Source organism: Neisseria sp. P0014.S009, assembly GCF_051958155.1.
Taxonomy (GTDB): Bacteria; Pseudomonadota; Gammaproteobacteria; order Burkholderiales; family Neisseriaceae; genus Neisseria; species Neisseria flavescens_C.
Genome location: NZ_JBQCVS010000020.1, coordinates 1 through 20,393, shown reverse-complemented (window position 1 = coordinate 20,393; position 20,393 = coordinate 1). Strand labels below are relative to the sequence as shown.

Genomic DNA, 20,393 nt, shown 5'->3' with positions numbered 1-20,393 from the left:
GACACTCCCACCCTGAAACCGCCCTATTCTGTTTCGACGATCTCGAAGCTGTGGCTCATTTTTGCCGCTTTGCCCAGCATAATCGATGCGGAGCAATATTTTTCGGCAGACATCTGTACGGCGCGTTCAATTGCGCTTTCTTGCAAACCCCGACCATACACTTTGAAGTGGATATGGATTTCGGTAAACACGCGCGGCGCGGTGTCGGCGCGTTTGGCAGTCACTTCGGCACGGCAGTCGGTGATTTTTTGGCGTTGTTTCTCGGCAATCATCACGACATCGATGCTGGAACAGCCTGCTACACCCAACAACAGCATTTCCATCGGGCTGGGGCCGCGTTTGACTTCACCTTCAGCCGCCGCGCCTTCCATCACAACGCTGTGTCCGTTTGCCGTTGTACCAACGAAGCACATTCCGTCTATCCATTTTGAGGTAACTTGCATGGTGTCTTTTTTATCCGTAAAAGCATTAATCCGATATTGTAAACAATTTCAAGTGATAAACCTAGTCAGGCCGTCTGAAAAATACAATCAATTACAATTGGCCTAAACGCATTATTCGTCCCGATACGCCCAATGATTGACCGGCCCGTGCCCTGCCCCGATGCCCAAAGGATAGGAAATGGCGGCGGCAATATAGTTTTTTGCCGTTTGAACCGCCTCGGGTACGCTAAACCCTTTTGCCAACTCGGCAGTGATGCAGGCAGAAAATGTGCAGCCCGTGCCATGGGTATGCGGCGTTGGGAAACGTTTGCTGTTCAGCTCGATGGTTTCATATTGCGTAAACAGCCAGTCGGTGCAATATTCGCTTTGACTGTCGGCAAGATGTCCGCCCTTAATTACCACATTTTTCACACCCCAATCCTGAAGAACTTTGGCGGCGCGTTCCGCATCTTGGCGGTTTTCAATATTAATACCCGTCAAAGCCTGCGCTTCGGGAAGATTGGGGGTCAATACGTCCGTATGCGGCAGCAGCAGGCGTTTCATGGCTTCGACGGCCGAGTTTTCCAACAACGGCGCTCCGCCTTTGGCAATCATGACCGGATCCAACACGCGTTCGCCGAAATCGCATTCGGCGGTTTGTTCTGCCACACATTCGATGATTTCCGCCGTACCCAGCATGCCGATTTTATAGGCGCGGATTTGGAAATCCTCCTGAATCGCGGCAATTTGCGCGGCAATCATGTCGATCGGTATCGGATGCACTGCCGATACGCCCAAAGTATTTTGTGCGGTAACCGCGGTCAGTACGCTGGTGCCGAACACGCCGCGCATCTGAAATGTCTTCAAATCCGCCTGTATGCCCGCGCCGCCGCCGGAATCTGAGCCGGCAATCGTCAGCGTTTGAATAAAAAGTTCGTCCATCGTGTCCTCCTGTTTTTCAGACGGCCTTTTGCTTATCGTTATGAGAAGCCGTTTGGTTTTATCCTCAAACAAAGGCATGCGCCATCTATCTTTCCGAATGCCTTATCTGTTGTTTTACCCAAAACAAACGTACGTTCTCGGGCGGAATATCTTAACAAACAAAAGGCCATCTGAAAACTATTTTCATTTTCAGACGGCCTGTTCAATTTTAAACCTATTCAGGCTTATTCTTCGTATGCGTCAATCGGCAAGCAGGAGCAAACCAGATTGCGGTCGCCATACACTTCATCTACCCGTTTGACGCTCGGCCAGAATTTGTTTTCGCGCACGAAAGGCAGCGGGAAGACGGCTTCTTCGCGGGAGTACGGATGCGCCCATTCGCCGGTTACGTCGGATGCGGTATGCGGAGCGTTGACCAGCGGGTTGTCGTCTTTCGGCCATTCGCCGCGCTCGACTTTCAGCACTTCCTGTTTGATTTGCTTCAAGGCGGCGATGAAGCGGTCGAGTTCGGCTTTGCTTTCGCTCTCGGTCGGCTCGATCATCAGCGTACCGGCAACAGGGAAGGAAACCGTCGGTGCGTGGAAGCCATAGTCCATCAGGCGTTTGGCGATGTCGGTTTCGGTGATGCCGCTTTCGGCTTTGAGCGGACGCAAGTCGACGATACATTCGTGCGCGACGCGGCCATTTTTGCCTGTATACAGAATCGGATAGTCTTCGCTCAGACGTTTGGCAACGTAGTTGGCGTTGAGCAATGCCCAGCGTGTTGCCTGCTCCATGCCTTGTTTGCCCATCATGGTCAGGTACATCCAAGTAATCGGCAGGATGGACGCAGAACCGAAGGCCGCAGCAGCAACGGCGGTTTGGTCGGCACTGGCGCTGTGGGTGTCGGTCAAAGCGTGTCCCGGTGCAAACGGGGCAAGGTGGGCTTTCAAACCGATAGGGCCGACGCCCGGACCGCCGCCGCCGTGAGGGATACAGAAGGTTTTGTGCAGGTTCATGTGCAACACGTCTGCGCCGACTTCGGCAGGTTGCATGATGCCGATTTGGGCGTTGAGGTTGGCGCCGTCCATGTAAACCTGTCCGCCGTTTTCATGGATGATGCGGCAGATGTCGCGGATGCCTTCTTCGTACACGCCGTGGGTGGACGGATAGGTAATCATGATGGCGGACAAAGCGTCGCGGTATTGCTCGGCTTTGGCTTTCAAATCGTCGATGTTGACGTTGCCGTGTTCGTCGGTATCGACAACGACGACTTTCAAACCCAGCATAGCGGCAGTCGCTGGGTTGGTGCCGTGGGCGGATTTGGGAATCAGACAGATGTTGCGGTGTCCCTCGCTGTTGGCTTCTTGATAGCGGCGGATGGAGAGCATGCCGCTGTATTCGCCCTGCGCGCCGGAGTTGGGCTGGAAGGAAATCGCGTCAAAACCAGTGATGGCTTTCAGGCTGTTTTCCATGTCGGTCAAAAGCGCGCGGTAGCCTGCGGCTTGGTCTTTGGGGGCGTAGGGGTGGATGTCGGTAAACTCTGCCCAAGTAATCGGCAACATTTCCGCAGTCGCATTGAGCTTCATGGTGCAGCTACCGAGCGAAATCATGCTGCGGTTCATCGCCAAGTCGCGGTCTTCGAGTTTCTTCAGATAGCGCAACATTTCGTGTTCGGTATGGTAACTGTTGAACACAGGATGTTGCAGAATGTCGTCTTGACGCAGCAATTCGGCATTCAGACGGCCTTTGACATCATCGGCAAATGCGAACGTATCCTTGCCGGTAAACGCGCGGTACAAATCAACCAAATCTTCGTATGCCGATGTTTCATGGAATGCAGCCGCAACTTGAGTATCGTTGACGCGGCGCAGGTTGTAACCCGACTCCAAAGCAGCGGCAAACACTTGGTCTGCTTTCTCTTTGCTGCCGAAATCGACGGTAACGGTATCGAAGAAGACTTTGTGAACCACATTCAGGCCGTCTGAAACCAGCGCATCGGCAAAGGCGGAAGCCAGCGCATGAATGCGGTTGGCAATGCGTTTCACGCCTTCAGGGCCATGGTAAACGGCATACATACCGGCCAAGTTCGCCAGCAATGCTTGTGCCGTACAAATATTGGATGTCGCTTTTTCGCGGCGGATGTGTTGCTCACGGGTGGACAACGCCATGCGCAAGGCAGGTTTGCCTGATGCGTCTTTGGATACGCCGATGATGCGGCCCGGGGCAGAACGTTTGAACTCGTCTTTAAACGCGAAATAAGCAGCGTGCGGACCGCCGAAGCCCATCGGCACACCGAAGCGCTGGGTGTTGCCCAAGGCAATATCTGCACCCAATTCAGCCGGAGACTTCAGCAAAACCAAGCTCATAATGTCAGCGGCAACAGCCACGATTGTGCCTTTTGCTTTCAGACGGCCGATAACGTCTTGCAAGTCTTGTACGTCGCCGTCTTTGCCGACGTATTGGAACAGCGCGCCGAAGTATTCGCCATCGTCGGCTTGGGCAAAATCACCGACCACCAGTTCAAAGCCGAAATATTTGGCACGGGTTTTCATCACGTCCAAAGTTTGCGGATACACGCGCGCATCCACAAAGAAACGCTCGGATTTCACTTTGCCCACGCGGTGCGCCATCGCCATCGCTTCGGCGGCAGCAGTTGCCTCATCCAACAAAGACGCGCCTGCCACAGGAAAACCGGTCAAATCGATACACACTTGTTGGAAGTTCAACAAAGCTTCCAAACGACCTTGGGCAATCTCCGCCTGATACGGGGTGTAGGCAGTGTACCAACCCGGGTTTTCCAATACGTTGCGCAAAATCACGTTCGGCACGCGGGTCGGGTAATAACCCAAACCGATATAGGACTTGTTGATTACGTTTTTCGACGCAATGCCTTTCAATTTCGCTAACGCGTCCGCCTCGGTCAGGGCTTCGGGCAGGTCGAGTTCGGACGGCATACGGATGCTTTGCGGCACGGTATTGCCGACAAAATCATCCATGCTCTTCTCGCCGAGCGCTTCCAAAAGCGCAGCCTCGTCGCCAAAGCTCAAATGGCGCGCGGCAAATTCGTTCGGGTTGAACAATTCAGATAGTTTCATTTCTACTCCTTCGGTGTTATCGATATCAACACTGTTTTTTCTTGCAGATGTTGTTTCAGACGGCCTCCGCCCACTTTGGACGACATGCCAATATTTCCCTATAAACCGGACAGGTTTCCACATGTGCGCCGGGCAGGTAGCCGGTACTCATCAGAAATTCGCTGACGATTTCGCCGCCGACAAATTTGAAATGTTTTTTAAACAGCTTCACCCATTCAGCCTTGTCGAGCGGATGGTTCGCATCCAGCCAGTTTTTAAATGAGCCGTATTCTTGCTGTATTTGTTTGATTTGTCGCGCGTTATAAATGGCTGCGTTGATTTTCAGGCGGTTGCGGACGATGCCTGCATCGGCAAGCAGTCGCTCAATATCGGCTTCATCAAATACGGCGACCGTATCGATGTCAAAACCTTTAAATGCCGTCTGAAATGCCTGCTGCTTCTTCAGCATCAACGTCCAACTCAATCCTGCCTGATTGATTTCCAATACCAGCCGCTCAAACAATTCATTGTCGTCCTCAATCGGAAAACCGTATTGCGTGTCGTGATAATGTTTGTTGGGGTTGTCCGTATCGTCAGGAAGCGTGTCGACAAATTCGCAGTAATTCATGTTTGCTGAGGAAAAATTGAAACAAAGGCCGTCTGAAAGCATTTTTCAGACGACCTAAGACCTGCAATATCAAACAGATGAAAAACCTGTTTGAATGTTTGCAAAAATCAAGCTACTTCGCCTGCGTATTGTTCGGCAGTCAGCAGACCGTCGTAATCGGCAGGGTTGGCAGGTTTGATTTTGAAGAACCAGCCTGCGCCGTAAGGGTCGCTGTTGGCAGTTTCCGGAGCGCTTGGCAAATCTTCGTTGACGGCAACGATTTCGCCTGCAATCGGAGCGTACACGTCAGATGCGGCTTTTACAGATTCAACCACACCGGCTTGTTCTTCGGCAGCCAGGTTTGCGCCGACTTCTGGTAGCTCGACGAACACGATGTCGCCCAACAGCTCTTGCGCATGGTGGGTAATGCCGACGGTAACGGTACCGTCGTCTTCAAGGCGCAGCCATTCGTGGCTGGCAACGTATTTCAGTTCGGCTGGGATGTTGTTGCTCATGGTTTGATTCTCCATTGGTTTTGGTTTAAAACGGTTAACTGAAACCACCTATCTTTAATAAGGAATGTATTGCTCACTCAAAGGCTGGATAATTTCAGCTTCAAGAACTAAGCATTTCCTAGATTCTATTATCTGCTCATCCTTGTTCATTTCGCCATAGAATTGAACGGATTTAGGACAAAATATCTTTATATCTCCCAAATTCCATGCCATATATCCATATAAAGCATTCTTTTGATATTTAATTACTGGTTTGAAACACTTATTTCTTTCATTATCAAAATCTATTGCCGACTGATCTGTATATTTAGAAAAATTCTTCTTGATACTTTCCAATGCTTGTTTCGTAATACCATTAATTTCACTATTTTCTTGACTTTTATAATTATTATGCATCAGATACCAAGCTGAATCTTTAGGAAGCTCTACAAATCCAATAGGATACAATAGTCTCTGTGGAAAAGCATCTATAAAGAAAATAATTGAAATCCAATAGAAAAAACAAAAAAATATTGGGAAAACATAATAAATATATTTTTTTGAAACTTTATTCTTTTCATTATTCAAAAAAGTAGTAGCCACGAAAGCATTAATGCCATAAATTATTACAGAAAATATTATAAACCACCATTGCAAATTTTCATACTGAATCCAATATCCTGTAATGGGCAAAATAACAAAAAAGAATACGAAAAATATTAGAAGTGAAACAATTAGAAAATAAAGAAATAAACTCAAAAACGAATATATTGAATATACACCATTAAATCTCTTAATTTTTAATGAATTATCTTTTCTTTTTAGATTTTTTAAATAATTCCCCCGAGAGTAAAACCAAAACATTAAAAATGATACAGCAGGTACAAAAATAGAAGATATAATTATAATGTATTCTACAAGTTCTTTATCATACCGCTCTTTGGACACAAACAAAACAATGTAAACCCATATTAAAAATCCAAGGATTGGAACGATACCAGGTAGTAAAAAAATCAAGTATTCTCTTTTTCGTTTTATTATTACGCCTTCATCATTAGCCACAGCAGATAACTGATACGGAGCAGACAATGCCATGAAAAATACAAAACTGATAAAACCAAATATGACCAATATTGCTATAACGCTATAAGGTTGGCTTATTATATTTGCAAAAATCCCCAATTGATTAATATGAGAAATATATGTATAAACAACTATAAACCCAAATGCGATTCCAAAAATTGTAATTAATTTAAGAGCATTTGAAATGATATTTAAGTTTTTATCTATTTTATCTATATTTATCATTTCAGAAACCTTAATGGAATCCTTCTTCTCGTTTTCAGACGACCTATATTTTCTAAAAAGGTCGTCTGAAATCTTCTGACTATTTTCAATCAAACTGTTTCTGTCCGTTGCGGACAAACGGCAGCTTCAGTACGCGTACGTCCACTTCTTTGCCGCGCATCAGAACTTTGGCGGTATCACCGTCAAAATCTTTCGGTACGCGTGCGATGGCGATGGATTGTTTCAGGCTTGGAGAGAATACGCCGCTGGTGGTTTCGCCTTGGCCTTTATCGGTCAACACTTCCATATGCGCGCGGAGGATGCCGCCTTTTTCGAGCAATAAACCAACCTGTTTCACAGTAACGCCTTTTTCTTTCAATGCCACCAATGCGGCTTTACCGACGAAGTCGCGGCTTTCGTCTTTCAAGTCAACGGTCCAACCCATGCCTGCTTCGAGCGGGCTGGTATTATCGTCCATATCGTTGCCGTAGAGGTTCATACCGGCTTCCATGCGCAGGGTGTCGCGTGCGCCGAGGCCGCAAGGCTGTACGCCTGCTACTTGCAGGGCTTTGAAGAATGCGACGGCTTCAGTGCCCGGCAGAATCACTTCGACGCCGTCTTCGCCGGTATAGCCGGTGCGGGCGACAAACCAATCATTGCCCAAGTCTGCACCTTGGAACGGTTTGAGGCCGTGAATCACGTCCGCCCATTCGGGTTTGACGGTCAGGAGTTTTTCGATGGCTTTCGGGCCTTGTACGGCGAGCATGCCGAGGTCGTAGCGCGGGTTGAAGGCGACGCCGAATTCTTGTCCAACTTTGTGGAACTGGGCGGTGTCTTTTTCGCGGGTCGCGCCGTTGGACACAATGCGGTATTGTGTTTCGGCTTCATTGGTGCGGTAAACGATCAAGTCGTCAATCACGCCGCCGTTGTCGTTGAGTAAAGCGGAATAAAGGGCTTTGCCGACAAAAGCGAGTTTGGCGACATCGTTGGCAATCAATTTGCGGAAAAAGGCTTTGGCATTTGCTCCTGCTACGTCGGTAACAAGCATATGGGATACGTCAAACATACCGGCGTCGGTGCGCACGGCTTCGTGTTCGGCGATTTGTGAACCATAATGGATGGGCAGCTCCCAGCCGGCAAAATCTACCAGCTTCGCGCCTGCATCTTGATGGGCTTGATGAAATGGGGTGGTTTTCAGAGCAGTCATTCTCAAGTTTCTCCGGATTTTTTGTTCAGATGCCGCCCGCGCACCTATGCGCGGATGACCCTATCTGTCCTTGAACCTGAGATTTTCGGCCGTATCCGCATGATGGCAAACCAGTCTGCTCACTGCTTTGCGCGGTTGTCTGAATGGTGGTTCAGACGGCCTTCTCCCCTTCGGTGGACGTTATTCAAACGCCGCTCTCCAGATTGTTTGTTTCAATGTGCAGTCCCTGATACCTGAGCGATTTAAGGGTGTCTGCGCCTTCGGTGGTTACATTGTAGTTGGGTGTAACACTCTCCTGCACATTTCCCGATTATGTCTTGAATCGGCAGTTTGGGCAAGTAGCCGACGAATATTTATGATGTGAATATCCGTCTTTTTATTGGGGCGGCAAAACCTGAGCCCTTATAAAATTGTTAGCTATGCGGCAAATGTTTTTGCAAAAGTCTCAGGCCGTCTGAAGCCCTTACCCGTTTTTCCTATATAATTCTGTTTTTTCGATTTATCTGCGCCCATCATGAACCGCCTCAAACGCATTAAAACCATCCTCTGCACGCTCTACCGCTACCGCCTTGCCGAGCTGATTGCCTCGCTGGTCCGTCCGGGTTGGGCGCGGACTTTCCTCAATATGCTGCCGCAGTCGTCCAAGTTCAAACACGAGACGCCTGCCGTGCGCCTGCGTTTGGCGTTGGAAAGCCTGGGGCCGATTTTCATCAAATTCGGACAGGTATTGTCCACGCGTCCCGATTTGATTCCGCATGATTACGCGGTCGAACTGGTAAGGCTGCAAGACAAAGTGCCGCCGTTTGACGCGCAGCTTTCGCGCTCGCAAATCGAAAAATCTTTAGGCCAATCCATCGACACTTTATACGCGGAATTTGAAACAGAGCCTGTCGCTAGCGCGTCCATCGCCCAGGTACACAAAGCCCGCCTGCATTCGGGCGAACAGGTCGCCGTGAAAGTCTTGCGCCCCAACCTTTTGCCCGTTATCGAACAGGATTTGTCGCTGATGCGCTTTGGTGCAGGCTGGGTGGAACGTTTGTTTTCAGACGGCAAGCGTTTGAAGCCGCGCGAAGTGGTGGCCGAATTTGACAAATACCTGCACGACGAATTGGATTTGATGCGCGAAGCCGCCAATGCCAGCCAGCTCGGTCGCAATTTCCAAAACAGCGATATGCTGATTGTGCCGAAGGTGTTTTACGACTACTGCACCAGCGACGTGCTGACCATCGAATGGATGGACGGCACTCCGGTATCCGATATTGCCAAACTCAAAGCCGACGGCATTGATTTGCACAAACTTGCTGATTACGGCGTGGAAATCTTCTTCACGCAAGTTTTCCGCGACGGCTTTTTCCATGCGGATATGCACCCCGGCAACATTTTGGTCGCCGCCGACAACCGCTACATCGCCCTTGACTTCGGCATCGTCGGCACGCTGACCGATTACGACAAGCGCTATCTTGCCATCAACTTCCTCGCCTTCTTCAACCGCGATTACCACCGCGTCGCTACCGCCCACATCGAATCGGGTTGGGTGCCTGCCGACACGCGTGCGGAAGAATTGGAAGCCGCCGTCCGCGCCGTATGCGAGCCTGTGTTCAATAAACCGATTTCGCAGATTTCCTTCGGCTTGGTGCTGATGCGCCTGTTTGAAGTCAGCCGCCGCTTCAATGTCGAAATCCAACCGCAGTTGGTATTGCTGCAAAAAACGCTGCTCAACATCGAAGGCTTGGGCCGCCAGCTTGATCCCGATTTGGACTTGTGGAAAACCGCCAAACCGTTTTTGGTGCGTTGGATGAACGAACAGGTCGGCCCCAAAGCCCTTTGGCGCAACCTCAAAAACGAAGCTCCCGACTGGGCCCAAATCATCCCTTCCCTGCCGCGCAAAATCAGTGCGCTGGTTGATGAGAACCGCCAGCAGGAAATGCGCGATGCCTATGTTCACTTGGTCAAAGTACAGCAACGCCAAAGCCTGTGGCTGGGTGTGATTGCAGTTGTTTTGCTGCTGATTTTGCTGTTTAAGTAAACCGCAATACAACGTTAAACGACATATAAAAGGCCGTCTGAAATCAATTTTCAGACGGCCTTTTATATGCCGACCTATTCTTTTTTCTCGTGCTGAACATATCCGCTTTCAGCTTCGATATGTCGTCTGAAGCGCAAACCTGCAGCGTGGTAAAACGGATGCGGCGAGAATTGGCGCGAGACTTGCGAAGCGAAGATGCACGTCAGCAGCATCCAAAACAGTAAATTCTGTCCGCCCGTCATTTCCATTACCACCACGGCGGCGGTCAACGGCGATTGGGTCGCGGCGGCAAGGAACGCGGCCATGCAGAGCAAAACCGCGACATTGGACGCGTCGCCCAGTTGCGCGAAAGAGGTCATGTGTTCACCTATCATCGCGCCGATGGTTAACGACGGCGTGAAGATGCCGCCGGGAATGCCTGCCCAATAGCTGAACACGGTTGCCGCCCATTTTGCGACTGCCAAGCCGAACGGCGCTTCATACGTGCCTTTGAGTGCGGCTGCGGCTTCGTGATAGCCCGTGCCATAGGTTTTACCTTGATAAAACGTGCCGAGCAATGCCAGAAAAATACCCATTGCAAAGGCGACCACCAACAAATGGCGGCGGATGAAACTGCGCCAGCGTACCGGTGCGAATACCGCCGCTCCGCGATACAAAAAGCTGCCGAACAATCCACCGGCCACGCCGCAGACTATGCCCGACACCGCGGCCCACATCAGCATGTTTGGCAGCTCATGCCCTTGAAAACCTGAGAAATACGGGTTATTGCCCTGTATCGCCACTTGAATGAAACCGGCCGCCAACACGCCCATCAGGATTTGACGTTCCCAACGTAAAAGCACGCCACGCCCCAATTCTTCGATGGCAAACACCACGCCGGCCAAAGGCGCGTTAAACGCCGCCGCCAAACCGCCGGCCGCACCTGCGGCAATCAAATCGTTTTCCTGCATACCCCTAAACGCCAGCCCGTGCTTTTTACACCACGCGCCCCAAGCGTTCATTACCGCCGCGCCCACTTGCACAGACGGCCCTTCCCTGCCGACAGACGCGCCCAACAGCATGGCGCAAAACGTCAGCGGAATTTTGAAAAAGGTTTCGCCCAAACGAATCAAACGGGTTTTCTGCGCACCATAAGGCAAAGACAAAGAGGCGATGACCTGCGGAATACCGCTGCCGGAAGTGTACGGCGCAAATCTGCGCGTAAACCACGCCAAAAGAGGCAAACCCAGCGGCAAAGCCACCCACGCAAACCACGGATATTTCCCCACCAGCAAAGCGTTCCATTCCAAAGCCAAATCCGCCAAGTACGCAAACATCAAAGCCGTCAGGGCAACCAGTGCCGAGCCTGCCAGCAAAAACAGAAAGGCAATGCTCTTTTTCGACAGGCGTTTGGTTTGGCGGATTTTGTGGGCGAGACGCGCTGCCCAAGTTTGGGGAAATTTCATCATAAACACGCAGTCAATGTGTTCAGACGGCCTTGATACTTTTCTCAAAGGCCGTCTGAAAATAAGGATAAAGGTTTTTAAGAACGGTAATCCGCGTTAATCGACACATACTCGTGCGACAAATCGCAGGTATAGACGGCTGCCGTCGTATCGCCGCGTTGCAAGTCGATGCGGACGGTGATTTCCGGACGGTTCATCACGGCTTGTCCGGCCTCTTCGGTATAGCTTTCCGCGCGGCCGCCATTTTCGGCAACCAACACGTCATCCAGCCACATTTTCAAAGCATCGACGTCCAAGTCTTCAATACCGGCATAGCCGACGGCTGCCAACAGACGGCCCAAGTTCGGGTCGGAGGCAAAGAAAGCGGTTTTCACCAAAGGCGAATGGGCGACGGCATAAGCCACTTTTCGCGCCTCTTCGCGGGTTTTCGCGTTTTGCACTTCAACCGTGATGAACTTGGTCGCACCCTCGCCATCACGGACAATCGCCTGTGCCAACTCCAAAGCCAGCGAACCAAGCAAGGCTTTGAGCTGCGCATAGCGCGGATCGGCGGTATTGTCGATTTCGCTCTGACCGCAACGGCCTGTCGCCATAATGACAAAGCTGTCGTTGGTACTGGTATCGCCGTCCACGGTAATCGTATTGAAACTTTCATCTGCGATTTCTTGGGTCATCAGCTGCAAAATCGGTTGGGACACTTTGGCATCGGTAGCGATAAACGACAACATGGTCGCCATGTTCGGATGAATCATGCCCGAGCCTTTGGCGATGCCGGTAGCGCGGACTGTGTGTTTCTCGCCGACCAGACCTGTGCGTGAAGCGGCTTTTGGTACAGTATCCGTCGTCATGATGGCACGCGCCGCATCCGACCAAAATGCAGGGCGCACTTGCGGCAAAGCGGCCACGATTTTATCCACAGGCAGTGGCTCTAAAATCACGCCAGTTGAAAACGGCATGATTTGATTGGATTGGCAGCCGACCTGTTCCGCCGCCGCCGCACACACTTTAATCGCGTCCAGACGGCCTTGTGCGCCGGTACCCGCATTGGCATTACCCGTATTGATGACTAAGGCACACACGCCGTCTTGGTCAAACAGATGCGACTTGGCGATATGCACCGGCGCGGCGCAGAAACGGTTTTGCGTAAACACCGCGCCCACTGTATGTCCGCCGCCCAACACCATCAGCGTCAAATCGTCGCGGTCTTGTTGCTTGATGCCGGCGCGACCTGTAAACAGACGGATGCCGTCGATTTCCAACAATTCGTCTGCACGTTTTTCAGTCAAATTTACAGCCATATCATTTTCTCCTGTTTACACTATTTTCAGACGGCCTAAACGCTATACGCCCAATAAGGGAATCAAGATAGGCACCAATATCGCCGTCAACACGCCGTTGAGCGTCAAGCCCAAGCCGGCATATGCGGCCATACGGCGGCCATATTCCAAAGACGCCGCAATACCCATCGCATGTGAGGCCGTACCCAAAGACATTCCCACTGAAGAAGGCATATACAACGTCCCTTTCAACACTTTATATCCGGCCATCTGTCCAAAAAGCCCGGCGATAATCACCGTTGCTGCCGTAATCGCCGGAATACCGCCAACCGATGCCGTGATTTCAATCGCAATCGGGTTGGTCACGGATTTGGAAGCCAGCGACAGAATCACTTCGCGCGAAGCGCCCAGCCATTTGGCAAAATACACGCCCGTAACAATGCCTGTTACGCTGCCCGCCAACTGCGACAATACCACCGGCAACCACTGGCTGCGGATACGGTCCCAATTTCGATAAAGCGGCACCGCCAGCAACACGACTGCCGGTTTCAACCAAAAATCAATAAAGTGAGAAGCAGAATGGTACAGCTCGTAATCGATGGCAAATACCTTCAAATACCCCATCAACACCAGCGTACTGATCAACACCGGATTACACAGCACATTCCCCGTGCGTGCCCGAACCTGCACCGCCAAAGCATACACGGCCAAAGTCAGGAACAACATGACCGAGGGCATACGCAACAGCCCGTCTATGTTCATCACATCCACCTCCTGACCCACTCATGCACTTTGCCCGTGACCAACAACACGCACACCGTACTGGCGATGGTGGCCGTCAAAATCGAAAACCAGTCATTTGCAATCACATCCAAATAGCTGATGACGGCCACGCAAGGCGGCACCAAAAACAAAGTCAGGTTTGCCATCAAAATGTCTGCCAGTTCTCCCACCCAAGACAATTTGACCCAGCCGGCCTGAAGCGCGGCAAACAGCAAAGCCATGCCGACAATACTGCCCGGCAGTTTCAACCCCAAAATCCAAACGGTTGCCTCGCCCAAAGCCAAGCAACCCAATACCACCAATAAGGCACGAATAATATTCATTAAGCCGGTTTCTCCTTATCCTTTTTCAGACGGCCTCAAAAAATTTATTAATCATTGAATCATATCGTGCCACAGGCCGTCTGAAAAGGGAAGAAACGCCTTCCTTCAAGTTTAATGAAAGATAAGTATGATTACTCTAGCGGATTGGCTTAGGCAATATTGAAACCCCTACCCTGCTTTTTGTCTTTAACGGCCGCCGCAAACCGGGCATTCGGGATTGTGTCTCACCCCGTATTGCTGCCATTTTCCGCTCAACGCGTTGTAGGTAGAAAGTTTGCCGTGCGACGGCGTACCGATACCGATCAGCACTTTGAGCGCTTCGACGGCTTGGGTCGTTCCGATAACACCGACCAATGGCGAAAAAACGCCGAACAATGCACAAGCACCGTCGCTGGCTTGTTCGCCGTCAAACAAGCAGGCATAGCAGGGCGTATCGGGAAGATCGGGACGGTACACGGCGATTTGTCCGTCAAAGCCGACGGCCGCTGCGGAAATCAAAGGCGTGCGCGTGGCAACGGCGGCGCGGTTGACCGCTTGGCGTGTGGGATAATTGTCGGAACAATCAAGAATGATGTCGGTGGCGTTTGCCAATTCGACAAGCCTGGCCTCATCGAGAAATTCGGCAATGGCTGTAATGTGTGTTTGGCTGTTGATCTGTTTCAGACGGCCTTGCATGACCAAAGCCTTGTTTTTGCCGATGTCGGCTTCGGTAAACGTGATTTGGCGTTGAAGGTTGGTCTCGTCGATGGTATCGGCATCGGCAATTGTCAGGCTGCCGATACCGGCGGCGGCAAGATACGGCAAGGCCGCCGCACCCAGCCCGCCGCAACCGACAACAAGCACATGGGTGGCCAAAAGTTTTTCTTGGCCTTCGATACCGATTTCGTCAAGCAGGATATGGCGGCTGAACCGCAAAAGTTGTTGATCGTTCATCATAATAATAAGGCCGTCTGAAACCCAATGTTCAGACGGCCTGAATGGTTTAGAAATTAATATTTTCGTATGCGTTGTCAAACAGGAAAGGACGGCCTTCGCTGCTGGTTTCGGATTCGAGGCGGATGCCGCTGAGCATCATATTGCGGTCAACGTCTTTCATCATGTCGTAAACGCTCAAGAGCGCCAAATTGAGACCGGTCAGGGCTTCGGTGGCAATGCTGCCGTTGCTGTGCGCTTGGACGGTCAGCGTGGCCTTCAGGCAGGCCAACTCAACGTTAATATCGAAATCAACCTGCACGCCGATGATGCGGCCGGGCAGGTGCAGCGGAATCAGGTTGGAGGTCTGTTTGATGCTCTGAATGGCGGCAACGCGGGCGATGGTCAGGATACTTGCCTTTTCGGTGGCATTCTCTATCAACACCCGTATCGCCTGATGGCTCATGTTGATGGTACCGACGGCGATGGCGGTGTGTTGCTCAGGAAAATCGGGCTGGTTGGGAAATTCAATCATGGGTTTCTCGCCTCTGTTTTGATGGGCAATATTTTACGGCATTTTACAGACACCGGCCACGCGGCGGATACGGACGGCTGTTTTCCGGTTTGAAATGTATCGGACGGCAGCATTGGCAGTTTACAAAAATTTGCTATACAATGGATTCAGGACAAACCCAAATTAACATTTAAATAAGAGAAAAATCATGCAACTGCATATCTTAAACAATCCCAAAGATGCCGCTTTGGCAGCGGATGCGGAATTTTTAAAACAGTCTCTTTTCAATCTGCTGCATGAGGAAGCGTCGCCTTTGGTGGTCGAAACCGTTAAGTTATTATCGACTTCAGACGACAGCGCTGCCTTGATTGAAAAGGTGTTGCCGCAATTAGATGAACAACAAACTCACGATTTAACCTTGGCCTGCGGCCTGTTCGCACAGATTTTGAACATCGCCGAAGACGTGCACCACGAACGCCGCCGCCAAATCCACGAAGAGGCCGGACACAACAGTGCCGAAGGCAGCCTGACGGAAACCGTGCGCAAGCTCAAAGCCGGAAAAGTCAACGGCAAAGCGTTGCAACAACAACTGGACAACACAGTCGTTACCGCCGTTTTGACCGCGCACCCGACCGAAGTGCAACGCCAAACCGTCTTGAGCTTCAACCGCCGCATCCGCGCGCTGCTGCCGCAACGCGAACGCTGCACTAATCCTGATGCGCTGGCTCAGTTGCGCCGCGAAATCGACACCGTGCTTTTGGGCTTGTGGCAGACCAGCGAAACGCGCCGCCACAAACTTAGCGTCAACGACGAAATCAACAACGGTGTATCCATCTTCCCAATGAGCTTCTTTGAAGCCCTGCCCAAGCTCTACCGCACAATGGAACGCGATTTTCAGACGGCCTATCCCGGCGTCCGCGTTCCGAATATCCTCAAAATCGGCGGCTGGATCGGCGGTGACCGCGACGGCAACCCGTTCGTTTCTGCCGAAACCTTGCGTTTTGCGTTCAGACGGCATGCCGACGCAGTGTTCCGTTTCTATCGCGGCGAACTCGACAAACTCTACCGCGAACTGCCGCTCTCCATCCGCCGCGTCAAAGTCAACGACGACGTGATGGCACTGGCCGCCCTCTCGCCTGACGAAGAAATCGCCCGTACCGAAGAACCCTACCGCCGTGCCATCGCCTACATCATGGCACGCGCTATGGGCAAGGCACGCTCACTCGGTTTGGGCATGGGCTGCAAATTCGGCTTCCTCGAGCCTTATGCCACAGTCGAAGAGTTCCTCAACGACCTGAAAAAACTGCAACGCTCGCTCCACGAAAACGGCAGCCAACTGCTGGCGGAAGGCCGTCTGGCCGACATTATCCGCAGCGTGTCCGTGTTCGGTTTCCACATGATGCCGCTCGACCTGCGCCAACACGCAGGCAAACATGCCGATGTGGTTGCCGAACTTTTCCAACACGCAGGCTTGGAAGACTACAACAGCTTGAACGAAGAGCAAAAACAAGCCGCCCTGTTGCGCGAATTGAGCCATCAACGTCCGCTGTACAGCCCGTTTATCACATACAGCGACCATACCCGCCACGAACTGGCGATTTTCAACGAAGCGCGCAAAATCAAAGATGAATTCGGCGAAGATGCCGTGACGCAAAGCATTATTTCCAACTGCGAACAACCCAGCGACCTGCTCGCCTTGGCATTGCTGCTGAAAGAAAGCGGCCTGTTGACGGTTGAAAACGGCAAACCGCGCAGCCGCATCAATATCGTGCCTCTGTTTGAAACCATCGAAGCGCTCGAAAACGCCTGCCCGGTCATGGAAACCATGTTCCGCCTCGACTGGTATGATGCCCTGCTCGAAAGCCGCGGCAACATCCAAGAAATCATGCTCGGCTACTCCGACTCCAACAAAGACGGCGGCTACGTTACCAGCTCATGGTGTCTGTATCAGGCAGAGTTGGGCTTGGTCGAACTCTTCAAAAAATACGATGTCCGCATGCGCCTGTTCCACGGCCGCGGCGGCAGCGTAGGCCGCGGCGGCGGCCCTTCTTACCAAGCCATTTTGGCGCAACCTGCAGGCAGCGTAGCCGGACAAATCCGCATTACCGAGCAAGGCGAAGTCATTACCGCCAAATACGCCGACCCGGGCAATGCCCAACGCAACTTGGAAACCTTGGTTGCCGCGACTTTGGAAGCCAGCATCCTGCCGGATAAAAAAGACCCTGATGCCAAACTGATGCAGGATTTGTCGGACGTATCGTTCAAATACTACCGCGAACTAATTACCCACCCCGACTTCATCGACTACTTCCTGCAAACCAGCCCGATTCAGGAAATCGCCACCCTCAACCTCGGCAGCCGTCCCGCCAGCCGCAAAACCTTGGCGCGGATTCAAGACTTGCGTGCAATTCCGTGGGTATTCTCATGGATGCAAAACCGCCTCATGCTGCCGGCTTGGTACGGTTTCGGCAGCGCAGTGGAAACCTTGTGCGAAGGCAATCCCGACACACTGGCCGCCCTGCACGAACATGCCCAAAGCAACCCGTTCTTCCAAGCCATGCTCTCCAATATGGAACAAGTGATGGCGAAAACCGACATCACCTTGGCGGAAAACTATGCCGGCTTGAGCGAATCGCCCGATAAAGCAAAAGTCATCTTCAGCATGATCAAGGAAGAATACCAACGCAGCCGCAAAGCACTGCTCGACTTGCTGCAAACCGAAGAGCTCCTGCGCGACAACCGCAGCCTCGCCCGTTCGCTTGCCTTGAGGATTCCATACCTGAACGCCCTCAACGGCCTGCAAGTCGCCATGCTCAAACGCCTGCGCAAAGAGCCCGACAATCCGCACGCCCTGCTGATGGTTCACCTGACCATCAACGGCGTAGCGCAAGGTTTGCGTAATACCGGTTAAGGCAGCACGGAAAAGGCCGTCTGAAACAGTTTTTCAGACGGCCTTTAAACTAACTGCGAACCGCGGCAAAGGTTTTACCCACAAGCTTCATACTGTTTCTCAACCTGCTTGCCACTCTGACCCTATTCATTTAACTTACCCTGTATTTCAGACTATTTGGAGAAATAGCAGATAACCCTCTGCCAAATCAATATGTTCACTGAAGCATAACAACCGCTTCAGCATGGTGGATGGTCGACCTACTGACATACCTTACTGCGGCACCATCGCATATCGCCGTACAATAAACTTTCAGACAACCCTGAGGCCGTCTGAAAAACAAAAACATCTCACACCAAGGCAACTATCAATATGTTTGACATTGTATTTATATTGTTATTTGGCAGGCTTCAGCCCCACAAAATACCCGACTCATCCGACACGCCCGTCCCTTTTGGGAGTTCGGCTGCAGGCTCAGCTTTAATTTATTTATGCATACGCATAGGGACAATCATCCTTTATGGTTCGATTTCCGAAGCCATTGACAGCCTCCCCCTCATTCTGTTTCAAACAATCTGCATGTTCGGCTGTCTGGTTTTGTATTTTAAAATGTTGCGTACCGCATCCGACCCGAAATACCGGCAGATGATTTATTGGGTACTGGGCATTCTTTCAGGTTTGATCTTAAGCCTCCTGTCCGAAAAATTGTTTTATTTAACGGCTTTATTCATTTACTCATTCTTCGGAAGAACAATAAGTTGAATGCCTGCCCCTCTTTTTTCAAACGGCCTTTTATCATAAGAACACACCAGCATTGCGGCTGTGTTGAGTACCTCCACAATATGCTATAATCCGCCGTTAAACTTTTATCTTTTCAGGAAAAACCATGAGCTTGAAATGCGGCATCGTCGGTTTGCCCAACGTCGGCAAATCCACCCTCTTTAACGCGCTGACCCAATCGGGCATCGAAGCGGCGAACTATCCCTTCTGCACCATCGAACCCAACGTCGGCATCGTCGAAGTGCCCGACCCGCGCATGGCGGAGCTGGCGAAAATCGTCAACCCGCAAAAAATGCAGCCTGCCATCGTCGAGTTCGTCGACATTGCCGGTTTGGTTGCAGGCGCAAGCAAAGGCGAAGGCTTGGGCAACCAGTTCCTTGCCAACATCCGCGAAACCGACGCCATCGTGAACGTCGTGCGCTGCTTTGACGACGACAACATCGTCCACGTTTCCGGCAAAGTCGATCCAATTGCCGACATCGAAACCATCGGCACCGAACTAGCGCTTGCCGACCTCGCCAGCGTCGAAAAAGCCATCGTCCGCGAAGAAAAACGCGCCCGCTCAGGCGACAAAGACGCGCAAAAACTGGTCGAGCTGTGCAAAAAACTGCTGCCGCATCTGGACGAAGGCAAGCCCGTCCGCTCCTTCGGTTTGGACGCGGAAGAACTTGCCATGCTCAAACCGCTGTTCCTACTCACCGCCAAACCCGCCATGTATGTCGGCAACGTTGCTGAAGACGGTTTTGAAAACAATCCGCACCTTGACCGCCTGAAAGAATTGGCTGCAAAAGAAAACGCCCCCGTCGTTGCCGTTTGCGCTGCAATGGAAAGCGAAATCGCCGAATTGGAAGACGACGAAAAAGCCGAATTCCTCGCTGAAATGGGCTTGGAAGAACCGGGCCTGAACCGCCTGATTCGTGCCGGCTACGACCTCTTGGGCCTGCAAACCTACTTTACCGCCGGTATCAAAGAAGTCCGCGCTTGGACCATCCACAAAGGCGACACTGCGCCACAAGCCGCCGGCGTGATTCACACCGACTTTGAGCGCGGCTTCATCCGTGCCCAAGTTATCGCCTACGAAGACTTCATCTCTTTAGGCGGCGAAGCCAAAGCCAAAGAAGCAGGCAAAATGCGTGTGGAAGGCAAAGAATACGTCGTACAAGACGGCGATGTGATGCACTTCTTGTTTAACGTATAAACCCGGTAAAACGCTTTTTCAGACGGCCTTTTCTAAGATTAAGGCCGTCTGAATTTATTTTCAGACGGCCTCACGTCTTGAAATATCAACAAAACAAGACATCATCTCCATAATAAATGCGGCATGGCCCGTAATTTTTCTCTCTTAAAATCTCCCGAGACCTTTGCAAAATTCCCCAAAATCCCCTAAATTCCCACCAAGACATTTAGGGGATTTTCCATGAGCACCTT

Annotated in this window: 17 protein-coding genes and 1 riboswitch; of the genes, 4 read left to right on the top strand and 13 right to left on the bottom strand. The window is 51.4% G+C overall.

Annotated elements, in window-relative coordinates; translation table 11 throughout:
* Positions 1-23: 23 nt before the first annotated feature.
* The 7 genes from ACTHS4_RS10855 to gcvT form a co-directional block, all read right to left on the bottom strand.
* Positions 24-443, bottom strand: coding sequence for an OsmC family protein (locus tag ACTHS4_RS10855; protein WP_003684499.1), 420 nt, complete (start codon positions 441-443; stop codon positions 24-26).
* A gap of 111 nt (positions 444-554) precedes the next feature.
* Positions 555-1,364, bottom strand: a complete 810-nt coding sequence (thiD, locus tag ACTHS4_RS10850) for a bifunctional hydroxymethylpyrimidine kinase/phosphomethylpyrimidine kinase (protein WP_070826425.1) — start codon at positions 1,362-1,364, stop codon at positions 555-557.
* Positions 1,365-1,588: 224 nt separating this feature from the next.
* On the bottom strand, positions 1,589-4,441 hold the full coding sequence (gcvP, locus tag ACTHS4_RS10845; protein ID WP_440365931.1) for an aminomethyl-transferring glycine dehydrogenase: 2,853 nt from the start codon (positions 4,439-4,441) through the stop codon (positions 1,589-1,591).
* A gap of 55 nt (positions 4,442-4,496) precedes the next feature.
* The gene (locus ACTHS4_RS10840; protein ID WP_371460522.1) at positions 4,497-5,048 is read right to left on the bottom strand and encodes a DNA-3-methyladenine glycosylase I; all 552 of its coding nucleotides are present in this window, start codon (positions 5,046-5,048) and stop codon (positions 4,497-4,499) included.
* 107 nt (positions 5,049-5,155) lie between these two features.
* The gene (gene gcvH, locus ACTHS4_RS10835) at positions 5,156-5,542 is read right to left on the bottom strand and encodes a glycine cleavage system protein GcvH (RefSeq protein ID WP_141761473.1); all 387 of its coding nucleotides are present in this window, start codon (positions 5,540-5,542) and stop codon (positions 5,156-5,158) included.
* Positions 5,543-5,596: 54 nt separating this feature from the next.
* On the bottom strand, positions 5,597-6,946 hold the full coding sequence (locus ACTHS4_RS10830; protein WP_141761472.1) for a hypothetical protein: 1,350 nt from the start codon (positions 6,944-6,946) through the stop codon (positions 5,597-5,599).
* Positions 6,915-8,015, bottom strand: a complete 1,101-nt coding sequence (gcvT, locus tag ACTHS4_RS10825; RefSeq protein ID WP_070826420.1) for a glycine cleavage system aminomethyltransferase GcvT — start codon at positions 8,013-8,015, stop codon at positions 6,915-6,917. Before gcvT ends, ACTHS4_RS10830 begins: the two co-directional genes overlap by 32 nt.
* Before the next feature lie 210 nt (positions 8,016-8,225).
* Positions 8,226-8,323, bottom strand: a riboswitch (glycine riboswitch).
* A 206-nt stretch (positions 8,324-8,529) separates the two neighbouring features.
* Here gcvT and ubiB point away from each other — a divergent pair.
* Complete coding sequence (gene ubiB / locus ACTHS4_RS10820; RefSeq protein ID WP_440365930.1) at positions 8,530-10,041, top strand: ubiquinone biosynthesis regulatory protein kinase UbiB; 1,512 nt, start codon at positions 8,530-8,532, stop codon at positions 10,039-10,041.
* A gap of 74 nt (positions 10,042-10,115) precedes the next feature.
* On the opposite strand, the gene ACTHS4_RS10815 is transcribed toward ubiB, so the two are convergent.
* The 6 genes from ACTHS4_RS10815 to ACTHS4_RS10790 form a co-directional block, all read right to left on the bottom strand.
* Positions 10,116-11,486, bottom strand: coding sequence for a chloride channel protein (locus ACTHS4_RS10815; RefSeq protein ID WP_440365933.1), 1,371 nt, complete (start codon positions 11,484-11,486; stop codon positions 10,116-10,118).
* Between the two features lie 77 nt (positions 11,487-11,563).
* Positions 11,564-12,784 carry a bifunctional glutamate N-acetyltransferase/amino-acid acetyltransferase ArgJ gene (gene argJ, locus ACTHS4_RS10810; protein WP_137040050.1) on the bottom strand — a complete coding sequence of 407 codons (1,221 nt, stop codon included), beginning with the start codon at positions 12,782-12,784 and terminating at the stop codon, positions 11,564-11,566.
* 42 nt (positions 12,785-12,826) lie between these two features.
* On the bottom strand, positions 12,827-13,525 hold the full coding sequence (locus ACTHS4_RS10805) for an LrgB family protein (RefSeq protein ID WP_440365932.1): 699 nt from the start codon (positions 13,523-13,525) through the stop codon (positions 12,827-12,829).
* Complete coding sequence (locus tag ACTHS4_RS10800) at positions 13,525-13,869, bottom strand: CidA/LrgA family protein (protein ID WP_107867797.1); 345 nt, start codon at positions 13,867-13,869, stop codon at positions 13,525-13,527. Before ACTHS4_RS10800 ends, ACTHS4_RS10805 begins: the two co-directional genes overlap by 1 nt.
* 186 nt (positions 13,870-14,055) lie before the next feature.
* Positions 14,056-14,802, bottom strand: a complete 747-nt coding sequence (locus tag ACTHS4_RS10795) for a HesA/MoeB/ThiF family protein (RefSeq protein ID WP_210402776.1) — start codon at positions 14,800-14,802, stop codon at positions 14,056-14,058.
* Positions 14,803-14,851: 49 nt separating this feature from the next.
* Positions 14,852-15,316, bottom strand: a complete 465-nt coding sequence (locus tag ACTHS4_RS10790; RefSeq protein ID WP_440365929.1) for a cyclic pyranopterin monophosphate synthase MoaC — start codon at positions 15,314-15,316, stop codon at positions 14,852-14,854.
* A 187-nt stretch (positions 15,317-15,503) separates the two neighbouring features.
* Here ACTHS4_RS10790 and ppc point away from each other — a divergent pair, with 187 nt between their 5' ends.
* The 3 genes from ppc (at position 15,504) to ychF (ending at position 20,163) form a co-directional block, all read left to right on the top strand.
* Positions 15,504-18,206, top strand: coding sequence for a phosphoenolpyruvate carboxylase (ppc, locus tag ACTHS4_RS10785; protein WP_440365928.1), 2,703 nt, complete (start codon positions 15,504-15,506; stop codon positions 18,204-18,206).
* A gap of 351 nt (positions 18,207-18,557) precedes the next feature.
* A complete protein-coding gene (locus tag ACTHS4_RS10780; RefSeq protein WP_371460524.1) occupies positions 18,558-18,947 on the top strand; it encodes a hypothetical protein in 390 nt (129 codons plus the stop codon).
* 124 nt (positions 18,948-19,071) lie between these two features.
* Positions 19,072-20,163, top strand: a complete 1,092-nt coding sequence (gene ychF / locus ACTHS4_RS10775) for a redox-regulated ATPase YchF (RefSeq protein WP_371460525.1) — start codon at positions 19,072-19,074, stop codon at positions 20,161-20,163.
* Positions 20,164-20,393: the final 230 nt, after the last annotated feature.

Excerpts from the sequence above, each read along its gene's own strand:
- gcvH (WP_141761473.1), bottom strand. The coding sequence starts at position 5,542 with ATGAGCAACAACATCCCAGCCGAACTGAAATACGTTGCCAGCCACGAA.
- thiD (WP_070826425.1), bottom strand. The coding sequence starts at position 1,364 with ATGGACGAACTTTTTATTCAAACGCTGACGATTGCCGGCTCAGATTCC.
- gcvT (WP_070826420.1), bottom strand. The coding sequence starts at position 8,015 with ATGACTGCTCTGAAAACCACCCCATTTCATCAAGCCCATCAAGATGCA.
- ubiB (WP_440365930.1), top strand. The coding sequence starts at position 8,530 with ATGAACCGCCTCAAACGCATTAAAACCATCCTCTGCACGCTCTACCGC.
- ACTHS4_RS10805 (WP_440365932.1), bottom strand. The coding sequence starts at position 13,525 with ATGAACATAGACGGGCTGTTGCGTATGCCCTCGGTCATGTTGTTCCTG.
- ACTHS4_RS10855 (WP_003684499.1), bottom strand. The coding sequence starts at position 443 with ATGCAAGTTACCTCAAAATGGATAGACGGAATGTGCTTCGTTGGTACA.
- ACTHS4_RS10800 (WP_107867797.1), bottom strand. The coding sequence starts at position 13,869 with ATGAATATTATTCGTGCCTTATTGGTGGTATTGGGTTGCTTGGCTTTG.
- ppc (WP_440365928.1), top strand. The coding sequence starts at position 15,504 with ATGCAACTGCATATCTTAAACAATCCCAAAGATGCCGCTTTGGCAGCG.
- ACTHS4_RS10815 (WP_440365933.1), bottom strand. The coding sequence starts at position 11,486 with ATGAAATTTCCCCAAACTTGGGCAGCGCGTCTCGCCCACAAAATCCGC.
- ACTHS4_RS10795 (WP_210402776.1), bottom strand. The coding sequence starts at position 14,802 with ATGAACGATCAACAACTTTTGCGGTTCAGCCGCCATATCCTGCTTGAC.
- gcvP (WP_440365931.1), bottom strand. The coding sequence starts at position 4,441 with ATGAAACTATCTGAATTGTTCAACCCGAACGAATTTGCCGCGCGCCAT.
- ychF (WP_371460525.1), top strand. The coding sequence starts at position 19,072 with ATGAGCTTGAAATGCGGCATCGTCGGTTTGCCCAACGTCGGCAAATCC.
- ACTHS4_RS10840 (WP_371460522.1), bottom strand. The coding sequence starts at position 5,048 with ATGAATTACTGCGAATTTGTCGACACGCTTCCTGACGATACGGACAAC.
- argJ (WP_137040050.1), bottom strand. The coding sequence starts at position 12,784 with ATGGCTGTAAATTTGACTGAAAAACGTGCAGACGAATTGTTGGAAATC.
- ACTHS4_RS10790 (WP_440365929.1), bottom strand. The coding sequence starts at position 15,316 with ATGATTGAATTTCCCAACCAGCCCGATTTTCCTGAGCAACACACCGCC.
- ACTHS4_RS10780 (WP_371460524.1), top strand. The coding sequence starts at position 18,558 with ATGTTTGACATTGTATTTATATTGTTATTTGGCAGGCTTCAGCCCCAC.